Raw genomic sequence first — 16,814 nt, 5'->3', positions numbered from 1 at the left:
GCGGTGGGCGCGGGCGGATGACGGCCGTCCGCGCCCACCGTTCGGCGTGGGCCCGACGCGGATCAGCCTGCCACCGCCGGCGGGCGATCGGGACCATTGCGAACCCTTGGTAAAGGCTCGGCGGTCGGGGCCCCGGCCGGGCGCCGCACGGGCGGCCGGGCCGGAGCGGGGCCGCGCGGGGGCGGTCCGGGGTGGTGCGGGGGACCGCAGGTTCACTCCTGCGGGCGAGACCGCTCGGGGTGTTCCCCGTACTCGTCGCCGACGCTCGCGCCGACCGCGTCGCGCAGGCCGTGCGCGGGGTGGAACCGGGAGAGCCCCGCCGCCGGGTCGGTGCGCAGCTCGCGCACCAGGGCCAGGCACAGCCCCAGCATGACCAGCACGAACGGCAGCGCGACCAGGATGGTGGCGTTCTGCAGCGCCGTCAGCCCGCCCGCCAGCAGCAGCGCGGCGGCCACGCCCGCCATCAGCACGCCCCAGACCACCACCAGCCAGGTGCGCGGGTGCAGGGTGCCGCCGGAGGACAGCGAACCCAGCACCAGGGACGCCGAGTCGGCCGAGGTGATGAAGTACAGCATCACCAGCAGCACCGCGACCACGCTGGTCACCGCCCCCAGCGGCAGCGCCTTCAGCATCTCGAACAGCCCGGCGTCCGCGCCCCGCGGAATGGTCGCCACCAGGTCGGCCGCGCCGGTCGACTGCAGCCGGATCGCCGAACCGCCCATCACCACGAACCAGACCGCGGTCGCCCCGCTGGGCACCAGTAGCACGCCCACCAGGAACTGGCGCACCGTCCGGCCCCGGGAGATCCGGGCGATGAAGGTGCCGACGAACGGCGCCCAGGACAGCCACCACGCCCAGTAGAAGATCGTCCAGGAGCCCAGCCACTCCTCGTCCGTGAGCGCCCCGGTCTGGGTGGCCAGCACCGCCAGGTCGGACAGGTAGCCGCCGACCGTGGAGGGCAGCGCGTCCAGCACGAAGACCGTCGGGCCGACCAGGAACACGAACAGCATCAGCACGCAGGCCAGCACCACGCTGGTGGTCGACAGCCACTTCACGCCCCGGTGCACGCCCGACATCGCGGACAGCACGAACGCGCTGCCCAGCGCCGCGATCACCACCAGCTCCACGCCCTCGGTGGCCCGGACGTCCGTCACGTAGCCCAGGCCGCCCGCCACCTGGATCGCGCCCAGGCCCAGGCTGGTCGCCGAACCGAACACCGTTGCGAACACCGACAGCAGGTCGACCACCCGGCCCTGCCAGCCGTTCGCCCCGCGCTCGCCGATCAGCGGCACGAACGCCGCCGACATCCGGTTGCCCCGCCCCTTGCGGAAGGTGGTGTACGCCAGCGCCAGGCCGCCCACCGCGTAGATCGCCCACGGGTGCAGCGTCCAGTGGAACAGCGAGAACTCCAGCGCCCGCTGCGCCGCCGCCGGGGTCTGCGGCTCGATGCCGGAACCCGGCTGGGGCTGTGCGTACAGCTGCAGCGGCTCGCCGACGCCGTAGAACAGCAGGCCGATGCCCATTCCGGCGGAGAACATCATCGCGATCCAGGCCAGCGTGGAGAACTCCGGCCGCTCACCGTCCCGGCCCAGCGGGATCCGGCCGAAGCGGCTGACCGCCAGCACCACCGCGAGCACCAGGAACACGTCCGCGGCGACCACGAACAGCCAGCCGAAGTCGTGCAGCACCCAGGCCAGCGCCGAGTCCGAGACCCGGCCCAGCGAGTCCTCCGCGAACACCCCCCAGGCCACCACCCCCAGTACGGCGGCCGCGCCGATCCCGAACACCACCCGGTCCAGCGGGAAGGCGTCCGCGTCCGGCGCGGTGGGCTGACGGTCCGTCGGGGGCTCGGCAGATGTGGACATACCAGGCACTATGTCCACAACCCGGGCCGGTCGGTGGCGCGGCACGCCGGGCGGACGGACCGGCGGACGGGTGTGCGGACGGGCCGGCGGACGGGCCGGCAGTGGTGGTGCCGCGGGGGTTCAGGCCGACAGCGGCGGCTCGTACGGCGTCAGCACCAGCCGGACCATCTCCTCCAGCCGGTTGCGGGCGTCGTCCAGCGTCGTCCGGCCGGTCACCCAGGCCGTCAACTCGCCCTGCCAAGCGTGCCCCACCATGTGCCGCACCAACTCCCCGGAGGCCGGCGGGACCTCCGGCATCACCGCCCCCAGCGCCGCCCGGTCCGCCCGGGCCAGGCCCTGCAGCGCCTCGCTGGCGAACGGGTCCGTGGACGTCGCCACCGCCACCCGCAGCCGGGCCAGCTCCGGCTGCCGCTGGTACGCCCGCATCCCCCGCCGCACGAACCGCACCGCCCGCTCGGTCGGCGAGGCGCTGCGCCCCGCCCCCACCTCGCCGACCAGGTCGGCGAGCAGCAGCCGGTGCCAGTCCGCTATCGCGGCGGCGAGCAGGTGGTCCTTCGAGGAGAAGTACCGGTACGCGGTACCGAGGGCCACGCCAGAACGCTCCGACACCTGTTTCATCTGGAGCCGCTCCACGCCGATCTCGGTCACCAGGGCCAGGGCGGCGGACAGGAGGGAGCCGCGGCGTTCGAGCTGACGGGGGGACATCGCCTCCACCGGACGAGGTGACAGGTCAACCTTGGTCACCCGAACCATGATACGTGGCGGCTCCACGCAGCGGTATGACGCGGCAGATCACCAGTGGGTGACAAAGGACGCGTACCAGTGGGTGCCGCGTCGTCAGGTCGTCAGCTCGTCCGGGCGGCCCGCGGGCGCAGTTCGCGGAGCAGGGTCTCCTGGACGGCGGAGGCCACCAGCACCCCGTCGCGGTCGTAGAACTCGCCCATCGCCAGTCCTCGGCCGTCCGAGGCGGACGGGCTGCGCTGGGCGAACAGCAGCCACTCGTCGGCGCGGAACGGGCGGTGGAACCACATCGCGTGGTCCAGCGAGGCCAGTGACACCCGGGGCTCCTCGACCCGGTGCACCCGGTGCGGCTGGAGGTGCAGGGCCGCGGTCGAGGCCAGCGTCAGGTCGGACAGGTACGTCAGCGCGCAGACCTGCAGCAGCGGATCGTCCCCCGGCAGCGGGCGGTCCGTCCGCAGCCAGACGAACTGCTGCGGGACGCCCGGCAGTTCCGGCGGCAGGCCGGGGGCGTCCGCCGGGACGAAGCGCATCCGCAGCGCGCGGAAGACCGCGGCGTTCGCGAACTCCTCGGGGGCGTCCCGCTCCCAGGCCAGGTACGGGTCGGGCAGTTCCTCGGGGCCCGGCACCGGTGGCATCGTGCGCTGCCGGTCGCCCGCCGGCTCCGGGTGCTTGAACGAGGCCGACATCGTGAAGATGACCTCGCCGCGCTGCACCGCCGACACCCGCCGGGTCGCGTACGAGCGGCCGTCCCGGGCCCGGTCCACCTGGTAGACGATCGGGCGGCGCGGGTCGCCCGGCCGCAGGAAGTACCCGTGCAGGCTGTGCACCCGGCGGGCCGGCTCCACCGTGCGCCCGGCCGAGGTGAGCGCCTGCGCCGCGACCTGGCCGCCGAACGCGCGCAGCGGGGCGCCCGCGTGGCAGCGGCCCCGGAACAGGTCCTCCTCCAGCTCCTCGATGCCGAGCAGTTCCGCGAAGGAGCGCAGGCCGGGGGAGAATTCGGGGGTCTGGGCGGCGGGAGCGGTCACCCGGCTCATGCTAGAACAGGTGGCAATCGGTGCAGGCTGTGGGGCCGGTCACGCCGGGTGGCGGCCGGACGGCGGCCGGACGGGGGCCGGACGGGTGCCGCCGGGTGGACGCCGCCGGGTGCTGCGCAGACACTGCCGGTACGGGGCCAGGACGGGATCGGGACGGGGCCAGGACGGGATCGGGGTGCTGTCGGGGTCGGAGGCTAGCGTTCCGCCCATGACCACGGCCGTGCACGCCCTGCGCTACCTCCAGCCCTCCGCCCTCAGCCCCAGCCGGCTGGACCTCGCCACCAGCGGCGGCGCCACCCCGCACGGCGCGGCCGAGCACCCCCGGTTCTTCACCGGCGCGCTGCGCCACCCCGACGCCGCGGCCGCCGCGCTGCTCGCCGTCGCCGACGTGGCCGCCACCCGCTACCACCGGCCCGCCGGCGCCGCCTCGCTCGACCCCGTGGTCACCGCCGACGGCGACCGGCTGCGCTTCGAGTCCTTCTCCGGCTGCGGCGGCGTGCACGCCCGGCTCGACGTGCTGCCCGAGGGCCTGGACGGCGCCGCCACCGGCCACGGCACCACCAACGTCGACGTCAACGCCCCGCTGCGCACCCCCGGCGAACGGCTGCGGCTCGCCGTCGGCGCCGACGAACTGGCCGTCGGCGTCGGGGCCGAGGAACTGGTCGAACGCAGGGTCCCGCTGCCGCAGCGCTGGCTCAAGGGCTTCGCCGAGACCCAGGTGCTCACCGCTCGCTTCGACCGGCGCGCCGCCCTCCCCGCCGCCGAAGCCGTCCGCTTCCTGCGCACCCTGCCCGCCGGCGTCAGCGGCAGCGGCCGCGGCACCGTCCGCTGGGTCCTCCCGGCCGGCCCCGGACTGCGCCCCACCTCCCGGCCCGGCCCCGGCGCGATCTGCCTGCCCGGCCCCGAACGGCTCTCCGCGCTGCGCCCGCTGCTGCGCCACGCCACCGGCCTGCACGTCTACGCCCCGCCCGGCACCCCCACCGAGCCCACCGCCTCCGCCTGGGAACTCACCTTCCCCGGCGGCCGGTTGACGCTCACCCTGTCGCCCGACAGCTCCCGCGGCTTCTCCGGCGAGGGCGGCCTGCTCGACCTGCTCGCCCGCCCCGCCGGTACGGCCGAGGACGTCGACGCGCTCGCCGCCCTGCTCGCCTGGGACCCGCGGATCGAACCCGCCGACCTCGCCGAGGACTCCGGCCTGACCCCGGACCGGGTCCGCTCCGCCCTCGCCCACCTCGCCACCGGCGGCCAGATCGGCTACGACCTGGCCGAAGCCGCCCACTTCCACCGCCAACTCCCCTACGACAGCGGTCGGGTGGCGGACCGCAACCCCCGGCTGCGGTCCGCCCGCGCGCTGCTCGCCGCCGACGCCGTCGGGCCGGTCACCGGCGACCTCCGGGTGGTCACGGTCGGCGACCACGCCCACCACGTCCGGGTCGGGGCCGACGGCACCGCCCTCGGCTGCACCTGCCGCTGGTGGGCCCGCCACCGGGGCGGCCGCGGACCGTGCAGCCACGTGCTCGCGGTGCGGATGACGAACGGCACGGACGGGGCGATCGACGTGGACGGGGCGGTGCAGAAGTGAGCACCGAGGACCTCGTGACCGCGATCCGGGAGGCCCGGACCCCGCTGGCCGCCGCCCTGGTCGAGCGGATGACGGACGCCGAACGCCGGGCCGCACTGCCCCGGCTCAAGCAGCTGCGCCGCGAATTGCGCGACAGCGACCACTCCCGGGGCGGCGCCGTCACCGCCCTGCTGGTCGTCGGCGCCGTCTGCCACACCGCCCCCTCCGGCGCCGCCGACTGGATCGGCGGCCGCGACTTCGAGGTCCGGGCCTGGGACCAGCGACCGCTGCTCGCCCTGCTGAACGCCCGACCCGCCGCCTGGCAGCGGGACGTGGCCCTGCGGCTGGCCCGCGCCCTCTCCGCCCGCCCCGCCGACCCGATCGGCTGGGACTCCGCCACCCCCTACCAGATCGCCGAGCACCTGCTGCGCCGCAGCGACACTCCGCCGCCCGCCGAACCCGGCCTCGTCCTGGAGTGGATGCGCGACCGCGGCAACCCCGAACCCCGTCGCTGGCGCGACCAACTGCCGCCCGGGCCCGACCTGTACGCCCGGCTGCGCGCCGACGGCTTCACCCCCGTCCTCGCCCCGCTGGTCTTCGACGCCGACACCGTCCAGCAACTCTCCGGCCCCTGGGCCGCCAAGGACTCCGAACAGCGCTGGCCCGCCGTGCTGGCCCGGCTCGCCGCCGAGGGCGTCATCGACCGCCCGGCACTGCTCGGACGCGGCTTCGCCCGGCTGGTGCGCGGCGGCGGCCAGGGCGAGCTGCGGACCTACCTGGGGGTGGTGCGCGCACTGGAGCCCAGCAGCGCCGAACTGGCGGACAACCGGCGGGCGTTGCTGGCCCTGCTGGACGGTGACTCGGTACTGGCCGGGTACGCGCTGGAGTCACTGGCGGCCCTGGACGTCGCCGGGCTGCTGGGCGAGGAGGAACTCGCGGAGGCGGCCGGGGTGGTGTGGGCGCGGCCGGAGAAGAAGTTGGTGCGGGCGCAGTTGGGTTGGCTGGACCGGGCGGCGGCCGGTGGTCGGGCGGGGGCGGCGTTGCGGGCGGTGGCGGGGTGTTTCGGGCATCCGGACCGGCAGGTGCAGGGGCAGGCGTTGAAGGTGGTCAAGCGCCATGTCCGTGCGGTGGAGGGGGAGTTGCTGACCGAGCTGCGGGCGGCGGCGCTACTGCTGGATCCGGCGCACGCCGTGCTGGCGGCTGAACTGCTGGGTGTGGAGGTGGAGTTGGCGGGTGAGGTGGTGGTGGCGGACCGGCTGCCGGCGCCGTCCCGGCCGGTGCCGATGCCCGCACCGCTCGCCACCCCGGCGGAGCTGGCCGAGAAGGTGGTCCCGCTGCTGGTCTCCCCCGAGAAGATCCCGGCTTTCGAACTCCTCCTCGACGGCCTGGTGCGCCAGGCTTGGACGGACCGGGACGCCCTCGCCGCCGCCCTCGCCCCGCTCGGCCCGGAACGCCACTCGCTGCACCGGCTCGCCCTGGCGGTCGCGGCCGGCGGCGCGGAACCGTCGCCGTACTGGGCCGAACAGCTGCGGCGCTCGTACACCGGGCCGTTCGGGGCGGTGCTCGCCGCCCGGATCGAGGAAGCCCGGCAGCAGGCAGCCGGGCGGGCGGTGCCGTTCCTGCTGGCCACCCCGACCTGGTGCCACGGTGCCCTGGACGCGCGGGAGTTGGTGTCCCGGATGGCCCACTACGAGGAACTCGGTGTGCAGCCGGGGCCGGTGGACTTCGCGCAGGCGCTGCTGCGCACCGTCGGTGACGGGAGCGAGGGCGCGGAGGCGCTGACCTCGCCCGCCGGGCGGCAGTTGGCGGCCTGGCTGCGCGGCGGCGGACTGCCCCGGCGGGCCACCACCGTGGTGCCCAAGGAGGCGGCGGCGGACGGCCACCGGCACGGCGAGCAGCCCGCCCCGGACCCGGAACGCGCGGCCCTGCTGTCGGTGGCGGCCGGGGCGCCGGTGCCGGAGGAGGTCCGGCTGCTGCTCGGCCCCCGCCGGGGCCTGGTGGAGCACCACCGGGGCAGCCCGCGGTGGCCCGACGTCCGGGCCGCCGCCGTCCTCCCGCACCACCGGGAGGAGAGTGCCGTCCGGCTCCTCCCCGGCCTCGGCGACGCGCACGTCCTGCTCCTGCTCACCGAGAACGCCGGGCCCTGCGGCCCCGCCGTCCACCTGCTCCTCGCACGCGCCTGCGGCGCGGAACGCGAACGGGAACGGACCGCCGCCGTCGACGCGCTGCTCTCGCTCGCCGCCCAGCGGGCGATCGACCCGGCGGCACTGGGCCGGGAGGCCGCCGCCCTGATCCGCGACGGCGACCTCAAGCCCCAGCGCCTGGCCCGCACCCTCACCGCCCTCGCCGCCGCCGGAGCCCCCCGGCTGGCCTGGGACGTCCTCGCCGCGCTGCTGCCCGCCCTGCTGGAGGTGCCGCTGCCCAGGGGCACCGCGGAACTCCTGGCCACGGCGGTCGACCGCGCCCGGGAGGCGGGCGCGCGCGGCAGGATCGACGCGGTGACGCGGCTCGCGACGGGCGGCGGCCGCAGCCGGGCGGTCACCGAGGCGGGGAACCTGGCGGTGGTGCTCGGCTAGGACCGGTCGGACGAGCCCCGCGGCCCGCCCCGACCCGGCCCGGCCCGGTGCGGCGCGACGCGGTGCGGTGCGCCGGGGTCATTCCGGGCTGGTGCGACCGGCCCGCCGGGCGGCGAGGACGACGACGGCACCCGCGGCCAGGGTGACCGCGCCCGCGACGTGCAGGGCGCCGGCCGCCCCGGTCACGAAGGCGTCGAGGACGGCGGCCCGGTCGGCCGGTGCGGCGGCCAACGCGGCGGGGACGGAGCGCAGCCCGTGCGCGGCGGCGGGCAGGGCGGAGGCGAAGACCGAGGTCAGCACCGTACCGGCGACCGCCACGCCCACCGCGCTGCCCAACTCGCGGGTGGCGGACTGGAGTCCGCCGGCCACCCCCGCCTGGTGGGCGGGCAGGGACGAGGTCAGCTCGACCGTCAGCACCGGCATCGCCAGGGCGAAACCGGCACCGATCACCACCAGCCAGAGCGCGTACAGCGGGTAGGACGCGTGCGCGGCCGAGGCGAGCCCGAACAGGCCCCCGCCCAGGCACCCGAAGGCGAGCAGCAGGGTGGCCGCGAAACCGATCCGCTCGGCCAGAGCGGGCGTGAACCGGGCACCGACGATCATCGGCAGCACCAGCGGCAGGATCGCGACACCGGTCTGCGGCAGTGAGAAGCCGCGCCCGTACTGGAGCAGCGAGGCGTTCAGGTAGAACAGGGCGAAGCTGCCGAAGAACATCACGAACATGCCCAGGCTCGCGGCGCTGAGCATCGGGATGCGGAACAGCCGGGGGTCGAGCAGCGGGTGCGCGGTGCGCAGCCCCACCAGCACCCAGACCGCCCAGAGCAGGGCGCTGACCGCGAAGGCGCCGACCACCAGCGGGCTCGCCCAGCCGGAGCCGGGGCCCTCGATGATGCCCACCAGCAGCGCGACGGTGGCGAGCACCAGCAGCGCGGTCCCGGCCGGGTCGAGCGAGCGGGGGCTGCGCCCGCTGGGGCGGACGACGAGCGCGACGCCCAGGGCGCAGGCCAGCGCGAGCGGGACGACCGCCCAGAACAGCAGCCGCCAGGAGCCGGAGGACAGCAGTGCGCCGCCGCCCAGGTTGCCGACCAGGCCGCCCAGCCCGGCGACCGCGCCCCACAGCGCCAGGGCCCGGCCGCGCCGCTCGGGACGGGTGGCGTGCACGAGCACCCCGACGCCGTTGGGCAGCACGAGCGCCGCCCCGACGCCGCTGACGACCCGCCCGACCAGCATCACGCCGGTGTTCGGCGCCGCGGCGGTGACCACGGCCCCGGCGGCGAAGGTGAGCAGCCCGGCGAGCAGGACGCCCTTGCGGCCGAACCGGTCGCCCGCCGCGCCGCCCGGGATGACCAGGCAGGCGAAGACCAGGACGTAGGCGTCGACGATCCACAGCAACTGCGCGGAGCCGGGGTGCAGCGAACTGGCGGCGAGCATCGGCACCGCCAGGTTGATCGCCGCCACCAAGCCGACGACCAGTACGGTGCAGACCGACACCCAGGTCAGGACGAGCCTCTCGGTGCGCCGGAGGCCCGCGGCCCCGGCGTCCCTGGCGGCCCCGGTGGGTTCGGTGCTCCCGGTGCTCCCGGGGGCTCCTCCGGTGGGCGGGGGTATGGCGGCGGCGGTGTCGGAGGGCGTGGTGGTCATGCGTCCTGCTCCTGGTCTGGGGTGGTGGTGTAGGCGCCGCCGAGGATGTCCTCCAGCAGTGTCGGGCCGGTGGGCCGCCAGGACAGCAGTTCCCTGGTGCGCGCGCTGGAGCCGGTCAGGGTCCGGCCGAAGAAGTGGCCGACCACGCCGAAGTGCTCCGCCGCGTCCGCCGGGTCGATCGAGGTCACCGGCAGGCCGAGGGCGGTGCCGAGGGCCTCGGCGATCGCCCGGGTGGTGATGCGCTCCTCGGCGACGGCGTGCATCCGGGTACCGGCCGGGGCCCGCTCCAGGCCGAGGCGGATGAGCCGGGCCGCGTCCGTGACGTGCACGGCGGACCACTCGGCGGTGCCGTCGCCGACGTAGCCGCTGACGCCGTGCTCACGGGCGGCGGCGGTGAGCCAGTCGACGAAGCCCCGGTCGCCGCGCCCGTGCACGCTCGGGGCGAAGCGGACCGCGACCGGGCGCAGGCCGCGCGCGGCCGACTCGAGGGCGAGGTTCTCCGAGCCGCCGCGGTCTGCGGTCGGGCCGACCTCGGGCGAGGCGTCGTCCTCCAGCACCGGGCGCCCCCGGACGATGCCGGAGAGGCCGTTGGCGATCACGAAGGGCTTGCCGGAGCCCGCGAGGCCGTCCAGCACCGCCTCGACGGCGGCCCGCTCGGCGCGGTCGCTGCCCGCCGGGTCGGCCCAGTCGTGCTTGTTGGCCAGGTGCACCACCGCGTCGGCGGCGCGGGCGGCCTCCCGGAAGGAGGCCGGGTGGTCGAGGTCGCCGCGGTGCACCTGCGCCCCCTTGGCGACCAGTCCGGCCGCGGCCCGGTCGGACCGGGCCAGGCCGAGGACCTGGTGGCCGGAGCCGAGCAGTTCGTCCACGGTGGCCGAGCCGATCCAACCGGTGGAACCCGTCACGAAGACACGCACGCGGCGGTCTCCCTTCCGCCCTGCGGGCATGGCGTCGGCGCCGTCGGCCGACAATTACGGATCACGATGTACCGAAACTAGTGGATCCGGTGCACGATGTCCACTAATGCGGGGTGGGGCGGTGGCGGTGGTGGTGGCGAGGCGTAGTGGAGGTGGGGGCGGAGGCGGTCGGCGATGGGTTCCGAGATCCCAACGGGACGGCCCCGAGCGGCGTTTGGCGCAATCATGTGCATACTGTCTCGTAACGTACGAGGCCGGGTAGGGGCCCGGGAACGGAGGCGGCATGGGCGGCAGCGAGCACGGCAAGGTCGGTCGCCCGCGCAGCGAGGAGGCCAGGACGGCCGTCCTGCACGCGGTCGACGACCTCGTCGTCGAACTGGGCTACAGCGCGGTGACCCTCAAGGGCATCGCCGAACGCGCGGGCGTCTCCCGGCAGACCGTCTACCGCTGGTGGTCCACCAAGGCCGAGATCCTGCTGGAGGCGAGCGCGACCGACGCCCGCCACGAACTGGACGTCCCCCCGCAGCCGGACCCGGCCGCCGACCTCGCCGCCTACCTCAAGGCACTGACCGCCTTCCTCACCACCTCCGACGCGGGCGCCGCCTACCGCGCGCTGGTCGGCGAGGCGCAGCACGACACCGCCGTCCGCGACCTGCTGCGCGGCACCGATCCGATCGGCGCCAGCGCGGCGACCGTCATCGGCCGCGCCCTGCCCGGCGACGCGCTGGCCGTCCCGATGCCGCAGGCGACCGCGCTGCTGGTCGGGCCGGTCTTCTTCTGGATCCTCAGCGGCCGGGAGCCGGACGGGCTGGAAGTGCGGACGCTGGCCGCGGACTTCCTGCGGCTGGCGTCGCCCGGGAGCTGAGAAGCCCCCTCCCGGGGGTCGGCGAGGGGCTGGGCGGTTCCGGGCCCGTGGGCGGCGCTAGCGCTGCGGGACCTCGCCGTCCTGGCCCGGTGTCTGTCCGGGGGCCTGGTCGGCGGTGGGGCGGGCGTCGGCGAGCGGGGCGTCGGGGTGGGGCGGGGGAGTGGTGAGGGCGGCGGGGGTGTCCGGGACGGCGGAGAGGCCGGGCGGGAGGAGGAGGTCCGAGCCGGAGGGGGCCGCGGCGACGGCGCGCCACCAGGGCGTGGCGACGGGCGGGTCGGCGGGTTCGAACGGGCGGCCCGGGCGGGGCAGCGCGAGGGTGACCCCGGCGTCCTGGGCCGCGGCGACGGTGCGCTCGGCGGGCTCCTCCCACGGGTGCGGGGCCAGGTCGAAGGTGGCCCAGTGCACCGGCAGCAGCACGTCGCCGCCCAGGTCCCGGTGCGCCTGCACCGCCTCCTCGGGCGTCAGGTGGACCTCCGGCCAGTGCTCGGAGTACGCGCCGACCTGCATCATCGTCGCGTCGAACGGCCCGAAGCGGTGGCCGATCTCGGCGAACCCGGGGAAGTAGCCGCTGTCGCCGCTGTGGAAGATCCGCTGCCGCTTGCCCTCCACGACCCAGGACGACCACAGGAACTTGCCGCTGGGCCGGGGCCCGCGCGAGCAGTAGTGCCGGGCCGGGGTGGCGGTCAGCCGCAGGCCGTCCAGCTCGGCGGTCTCCCACCAGTCGAGGTCGACGATCCGGCGCGGCGACACCCCCCAGTGCTCCAGGTGCGCGCCGACACCCAGCGGCACCGCGAACACCGCGTCCCCGGCGGCCAGCGTCCGCACCGTCGCCATGTCCAGGTGGTCGTAGTGGTCGTGCGAGATCACCACCACGTCCACCGGCCCGAGCTCGGCCAGCGGCAGCGGCACCGGGTGCAGCCGCTTGGGGCCGATCCAGTCGAACGGGGAGCAGCGCTCGCTCCACACCGGGTCGAACAGCACCCGGACCCCGTCCAGCTCGGCCAGCACGGTGGCGTGGCCCAGCCAGGTCAGCCGCAGGCCGGAGGCGGGCGGGGCGGCCAGCTCCATCGGCAGCAGCCGGTGCACCGGGACGGCCGCGGCCGGGGAGCGGCGGTTGGGGTCGACCGCGAGCTTGGTGCGCATCAGGGCCAGCGGGGTGTGCGCGTACGCGAGGCGGCGGGTGGCCACCGGGTTGCGGAACGACCCGTCCACGAAGTGCGGCGAGTTGCGGACCCGGTGCAGGCGCCAGCCCGACGGGTCGGCGCCGAACGCGTCCGTGCGCATCCGCTGCCAGGTCTCCCGGGGGAACGTCCGGTACGAGCGCTTCGCGTCGCGCAGGGCGAGCCCGGCCTCGGCGGCCAGCTCGCCGGCGCGGAACAGCCAGGAGACGGGGCGGGACACGGCACCTCCACGGTCGAACATCCGAACGGCGGCGCACCGGGAGGACGGCGGGACGCAGCGCGCCCCGCGGTGTCCGCAGCGGGCCGGAGCGCGACGCCCGGGCAGCCGGGGACCCCGGTGCCGGACGGCACACCTCAGGCCGGGACATTACCTGCACAAAGCGGACAAAAGGTGGCAGAGTGACGGTGGCGCGCCGGAACGGGTGGCCCGGATGGTCCGCACGGAGCAACGGAAACGGACCGCCCCGGGGTGCGGGGCGGTCCGTCGTCGGTGGAGCGGGCCGTCGTGGGTGGAGTGGGCCGGGATGGCGGATCGGGCGGTTGGGAGGGCGGGTCGGGCGGTTGGGAGGGGATCAGGCGGCCGGGTAGAAGCGGGTGATGGTCTCCGCGACGCAGTGCGGCTTGGCGCTTGTCTCGCTGGCGATGGTGAACCGCACCACGGCCTGCACGCCGCCCGGCACCTCGTCCGCCGAGACCAGCACTGCCGTCGCCCGCACCGCCGTGCCCACCGGCAGCGGGGCTGGGAAGCGCACCTTGTCCGAGCCGTAGTTCAGGGCCATCCCGACGCCCTCCACCCCATAGCACTCCTTCGCGAGCACCGGCAGCAGCGAGAGCGTCAGGTAGCCGTGCACGATCGTCCCGCCGAACGGCGTCTCCTTGGCGCGCTCCGGGTCGACGTGGATCCACTGGTGGTCGCCGGTCGCCTCGGCGAACAGGTTCACCCGGGCCTGGTCGACGGTGTGCCACTCGCTGGTGCCGAGTTCGGTGCCGACCGCGGCGGTCAGGTCGGCGAGCGAGGCGAAGGTCGTCACGGTGCGCTCCACAGGTGCGTCGGGGCAGGGACGGCCCGGGGCGGGGCCGACCCGCAGAGTATGCCTACTCGCCGGTCACATGTCAGCGGGGCCCGGTGGCGACGGTGCCGGGCTCAGCCGTGGCGCAGGCCCGGCAGAGCGGGAGCGTGAGCGGGGACGGGGGCGGGGACGGGAGTGGGGGCGGCGCCGGGTCGGGCGTCCGGGGCGGCCTCGGGGAGGAGCGGGAGGATGCGGCGGCCGGAGACCAGCTCCGGGCTGATCGCCACGTACTCCGGCCCCGGGTCCGGGATCCACGGGCGCAGGCCGCCGGAGTGCAGCAGGGCGCGCTCGCCCGTGTCGCGCACCACCTCGGCGCGGCCGTGCACCAGCACGCTCCAGCCGCAGCGGCCCGCCCGGTCGAAGTCGTCCACCTGGAACGCGGCCACCGTGCCGTCCAGCGCCCGGGCCACCCGGGTGCCGGTGCGCAGGGCCAGGATCAGCCGGCCGTCCGCCGCCACCCGGAAAGCCACCGGGAGCACCGCCGGAAGCGCGTGCTCGGTGTACACCACCCGCCCCAGCGGCACGGTGCCGAGCAGCCGCAGGCACTCGGCCTCGCTGAGGGTCTCCACCCGGTCGTCACGGTCCATACCGACGATGGTGCCCCCGCCGGCACCGCCCCGAACAGGGCCCATGGTCCCTGAGCTGGGGCTCATCGGGCCGATTCCGCCCCGCACCGGCACCCCGCGGCGATACCTTGGCCTCGGGCGGTGCCCCGCCCCGTCCCGGCCGACCCGGACGGGGCGGCCAGGCGGGCCGGCGGCGGCACAGGCGGAGGGGGCGGTACGGGTGAGCGGTGGCATCGAACTGGTGATGATCGGCGCGGACGGCGGACCCGAACGCGGCCACGGCGGCTCGGCCCGCGCCGCCGACGGCGCCCGCACCCTCGCCGACGCCCTCCCCGGCCGCACCTTCGACGCCGGCACCCGCGGCAGCACCGTCACCCACCCCCCGGCCGACGCCGACGCCAACACCCTGCTCACCGCCGTCCGGCAGGCCGCCCAGCGCCCCGCCCGCTGGCTGGTGGTCGGCCTGGTCGGCCAACTCGTCGCCGACCCGCGCGGCCGCCGGGTCGCCCTGGTCACCGCCGGCTCCACCCCCGACAACGCCTACCGGCGCGGCCTCGCCTGGGACTGGATCACCAGCGCGATGGTGCACGGTGCCCAGGAGGAGACCCTGCTGATCGTCGACGCCGTCGCCGACCGCGACACCTGGGCCGCCCTCCAGCGCGAGGACGGCGCGGGCGAACTGCTCGGCCACTCGCGCGTCCCGCTCTGGGGCCGGATCGGCCGCTGGAGCGCGGGGCGGCGCGGCCGCGACGGCGTACTGCCCGGCGCGGAGGGCTCGTTCAGCTGGGCACTCGGCCGGGTCCTCGAACACGGCGTGCCCGGCGCGCCCGCCGCCGTCGGACCGCTCGACCTCCAGCCCGCCGTGGAAGAGCAGTTGGGCTGGGGAGAACCGGCCAATGCGGGAGAGGCCAGACTCCTGGTGCCGCGGGACGGGGGAAGACTCCTGATGCGCAATCGGGCTGCTGTGAGGGGTGCGCTCGCCGGATTGCCGTTTTCCGATGAACTTTTGGCGGTTCTGTGGCGAGAAAGTGCCCCAACGGATCCGCCTTCCGCGTAAGGTCAGGAGGCCCCGGGTGTTGCCGTGCCGGGGCGGGGTGGCGAAGAATCGACCTCCGAGCGACCCAAGAACGACACCGGGGACGGCAGACGACATCCGCGGTCCGGATCCACCACAGGTCCGGCCGCAACAAGGTGGGGCTATGCGGCAGCGCTCAATTCTGGTGCGCCCTGGGGCGGTTGGGATCAGCGGGCTGCTTCTGCCATTCCTGCTGACAGCCTGTTCGTCCTCCGGCGCGGGATCCGCGGACCGGCTCGGAACACCCTCCGGAAGCCTTCCGTCGGCGGCCTCCACCGCCACCGCGAACACCTCCCCGCCCGGCAGCCCGGCGCCGAAGGAAGGCGCCCAAGGGCTTGAGGGCAATGAGGCAGTGACGGCCTATCAGTCCTGGTGGGACGTCCAGGTCGACGTGCTCGGGCGATCGAATTCGGACGGAACTCCGCTCCGCCAGTACGCGACCGGGGCGGCTTTCACCGAAACCGTGATCTCGCTCACCCAGCTGCACGACAGCAAACTCGTCATGATCGGCCGACCGGTCACCTCGCCCGTCCTCAAAAGCCTTGATCAGCAGGCGAATCCGCCCACCGCCACGATCGACGACTGTCTCGACGTGTCCGGCTGGCACCAGGCGGACGCCGACACCAAGAAGATCAGGGATCCCCAACCGCGGCTGTCGCGTTATCCGGCGACCGTCGTGGTCAAGAAATACGGAAACCGTTGGCTGGTCGCCGAGTTCACCCGCGAGGAGGGCAAGACATGCTGAACTCCGCCTGGCGCACCGCTGTTTGTGTACTGATCGGGCTCGGATTGGCCGCCGCGGCGGTTCCGGCGGCGAGCGCCGACGACGACCCCGCCGCACCGTGCGCAGACCGGACCATCTGCGTCGAGCACCACGAGCCGGGCAGCACCCCCACCGCGGGCGGGGGGTCGTCCGGGGGGAGCGGTGGGAGCAGTGGGACGGACAAGTGCACCTGGCTGGGGAAGGAAGTAGCGTGCTGGCTGGACGACAGGGGCGCGTTCTCGGAGGGGTGCTACTACATCGAAGCCGACCCGCAGCCGCTTCCGAGTGAAGCCGTGTGGGCCGGGCGCACCTCCGAAGACGGTGCGTTCTATGACAAGTCCTGCATCCTGGACGACGGTTTCGTGCCGGCCGGTCGGGTCTTCCTGGCCACAGCCGTCGCACCCCCGCCGCCCAAGACGCCCGCCCAGGTGGCCTACGACGCGCTGAAGAAGATCACCGTTGCCGAGCCGGTCCTGCACGGCGCCCCCGCCAAGGACGCGGTGGTCGGTTCGCCGGTGTGGCTGTGGTTCGACCAGAACCCGGACACGGTGGGCCCGTTGAGCGAGACACTGGAAGGCGTGGGGTTCAAGGTGACCACCACGGTCACCCTCGCGGAGGTGGTCTGGAACGTCGACGACGGTCCGGCCGGGGGCGAGCAGGTCCAGCACTTCACCTGCCAGGACGCCGGGAACCCGTTCAGCGCGCAGGGAAAGCCGACCTGCAGCCACGTCTTCACCGAGAGCTCGGCGCGGATGAAGGACAAGGCGTTCACCCTCAGCGTGACGCTGAAGTGGCACGTGAGCGCGCAGAGCACCGACGGGACCGCCATCGACATGACCGCCTTCGACTGGTGGCCCACCTACACCGAGGCGGTGCTGAGCGTCCCGGTCAACGAGGTCCAAGTGCTGAACTGACCGGGCCGGGCCCGCCGGTGGGCGGGTGGCGGCAGAGTTGACGTCCCA

At 75.3% G+C, this 16,814-nt stretch carries 14 protein-coding genes; 6 read left to right on the top strand and 8 right to left on the bottom strand.

Annotation, left to right across the window (positions count from 1 at the left end):
- Positions 1 to 212 precede the first annotated feature (212 nt).
- The 3 genes from ACWEO5_RS12450 to ACWEO5_RS12440 form a co-directional block, all read right to left on the bottom strand.
- Positions 213 to 1,865 (bottom strand): BCCT family transporter, encoded by a 1,653-nt coding sequence (locus tag ACWEO5_RS12450; protein ID WP_452162368.1) that lies wholly within the window; start codon positions 1,863 to 1,865, stop codon positions 213 to 215.
- 120 nt (positions 1,866 to 1,985) lie between these two features.
- The gene (locus ACWEO5_RS12445) at positions 1,986 to 2,609 is read right to left on the bottom strand and encodes a TetR/AcrR family transcriptional regulator (protein WP_344554256.1); all 624 of its coding nucleotides are present in this window, start codon (positions 2,607 to 2,609) and stop codon (positions 1,986 to 1,988) included.
- A 101-nt stretch (positions 2,610 to 2,710) separates the two neighbouring features.
- The gene (locus ACWEO5_RS12440) at positions 2,711 to 3,640 is read right to left on the bottom strand and encodes an acyl-CoA thioesterase (RefSeq protein WP_452162367.1); all 930 of its coding nucleotides are present in this window, start codon (positions 3,638 to 3,640) and stop codon (positions 2,711 to 2,713) included.
- Between the two features lie 208 nt (positions 3,641 to 3,848).
- Between ACWEO5_RS12440 and ACWEO5_RS12435 the strand changes: the two genes are divergently transcribed.
- Both ACWEO5_RS12435 and ACWEO5_RS12430 read left to right on the top strand, forming a co-directional pair.
- The gene (locus ACWEO5_RS12435) at positions 3,849 to 5,222 is read left to right on the top strand and encodes an SWIM zinc finger family protein (protein ID WP_452162366.1); all 1,374 of its coding nucleotides are present in this window, start codon (positions 3,849 to 3,851) and stop codon (positions 5,220 to 5,222) included.
- Positions 5,219 to 7,777, top strand: a complete 2,559-nt coding sequence (locus tag ACWEO5_RS12430) for a DUF6493 family protein (protein WP_452162365.1) — start codon at positions 5,219 to 5,221, stop codon at positions 7,775 to 7,777. Before ACWEO5_RS12435 ends, ACWEO5_RS12430 begins: the two co-directional genes overlap by 4 nt.
- A gap of 78 nt (positions 7,778 to 7,855) precedes the next feature.
- Here ACWEO5_RS12430 and ACWEO5_RS12425 read toward each other — a convergent pair whose 3' ends face one another.
- Both ACWEO5_RS12425 and ACWEO5_RS12420 read right to left on the bottom strand, forming a co-directional pair.
- Positions 7,856 to 9,418: an MFS transporter gene (locus tag ACWEO5_RS12425; RefSeq protein ID WP_452162364.1), complete on the bottom strand. Its 1,563-nt coding sequence runs from the start codon at positions 9,416 to 9,418 to the stop codon at positions 7,856 to 7,858.
- The gene (locus tag ACWEO5_RS12420) at positions 9,415 to 10,332 is read right to left on the bottom strand and encodes an SDR family oxidoreductase (RefSeq protein WP_452162363.1); all 918 of its coding nucleotides are present in this window, start codon (positions 10,330 to 10,332) and stop codon (positions 9,415 to 9,417) included. Before ACWEO5_RS12420 ends, ACWEO5_RS12425 begins: the two co-directional genes overlap by 4 nt.
- 283 nt (positions 10,333 to 10,615) lie before the next feature.
- Here ACWEO5_RS12420 and ACWEO5_RS12415 point away from each other — a divergent pair, with 283 nt between their 5' ends.
- Positions 10,616 to 11,197 carry a TetR/AcrR family transcriptional regulator gene (locus tag ACWEO5_RS12415; protein ID WP_452162362.1) on the top strand — a complete coding sequence of 194 codons (582 nt, stop codon included), beginning with the start codon at positions 10,616 to 10,618 and terminating at the stop codon, positions 11,195 to 11,197.
- A gap of 57 nt (positions 11,198 to 11,254) precedes the next feature.
- Here ACWEO5_RS12415 and ACWEO5_RS12410 read toward each other — a convergent pair whose 3' ends face one another.
- The 3 genes from ACWEO5_RS12410 to ACWEO5_RS12400 form a co-directional block, all read right to left on the bottom strand.
- A complete protein-coding gene (locus ACWEO5_RS12410) occupies positions 11,255 to 12,598 on the bottom strand; it encodes an MBL fold metallo-hydrolase (protein ID WP_452162361.1) in 1,344 nt (447 codons plus the stop codon).
- Between the two features lie 352 nt (positions 12,599 to 12,950).
- Entirely contained in the window at positions 12,951 to 13,409 is a 459-nt protein-coding gene (locus tag ACWEO5_RS12405) for a MaoC family dehydratase (RefSeq protein ID WP_452162360.1), read from the bottom strand.
- Positions 13,410 to 13,522: 113 nt separating this feature from the next.
- A complete protein-coding gene (locus ACWEO5_RS12400) occupies positions 13,523 to 14,035 on the bottom strand; it encodes a pyridoxamine 5'-phosphate oxidase family protein (protein WP_452162359.1) in 513 nt (170 codons plus the stop codon).
- Positions 14,036 to 14,234: 199 nt separating this feature from the next.
- Here ACWEO5_RS12400 and ACWEO5_RS12395 point away from each other — a divergent pair, with 199 nt between their 5' ends.
- From ACWEO5_RS12395 to ACWEO5_RS12385, 3 genes are all read left to right on the top strand, one after another.
- Positions 14,235 to 15,071 carry a hypothetical protein gene (locus ACWEO5_RS12395; RefSeq protein WP_452162358.1) on the top strand — a complete coding sequence of 279 codons (837 nt, stop codon included), beginning with the start codon at positions 14,235 to 14,237 and terminating at the stop codon, positions 15,069 to 15,071.
- A 142-nt stretch (positions 15,072 to 15,213) separates the two neighbouring features.
- Positions 15,214 to 15,834 (top strand): hypothetical protein, encoded by a 621-nt coding sequence (locus ACWEO5_RS12390; RefSeq protein WP_452162357.1) that lies wholly within the window; start codon positions 15,214 to 15,216, stop codon positions 15,832 to 15,834.
- Positions 15,828 to 16,766 (top strand): hypothetical protein, encoded by a 939-nt coding sequence (locus ACWEO5_RS12385; protein ID WP_452162356.1) that lies wholly within the window; start codon positions 15,828 to 15,830, stop codon positions 16,764 to 16,766. Before ACWEO5_RS12390 ends, ACWEO5_RS12385 begins: the two co-directional genes overlap by 7 nt.
- Positions 16,767 to 16,814: the final 48 nt, after the last annotated feature.

It is taken from the genome of Kitasatospora sp. NPDC004272, assembly GCF_053603035.1.
This window is presented reverse-complemented; position numbering and strand designations above follow the sequence as displayed.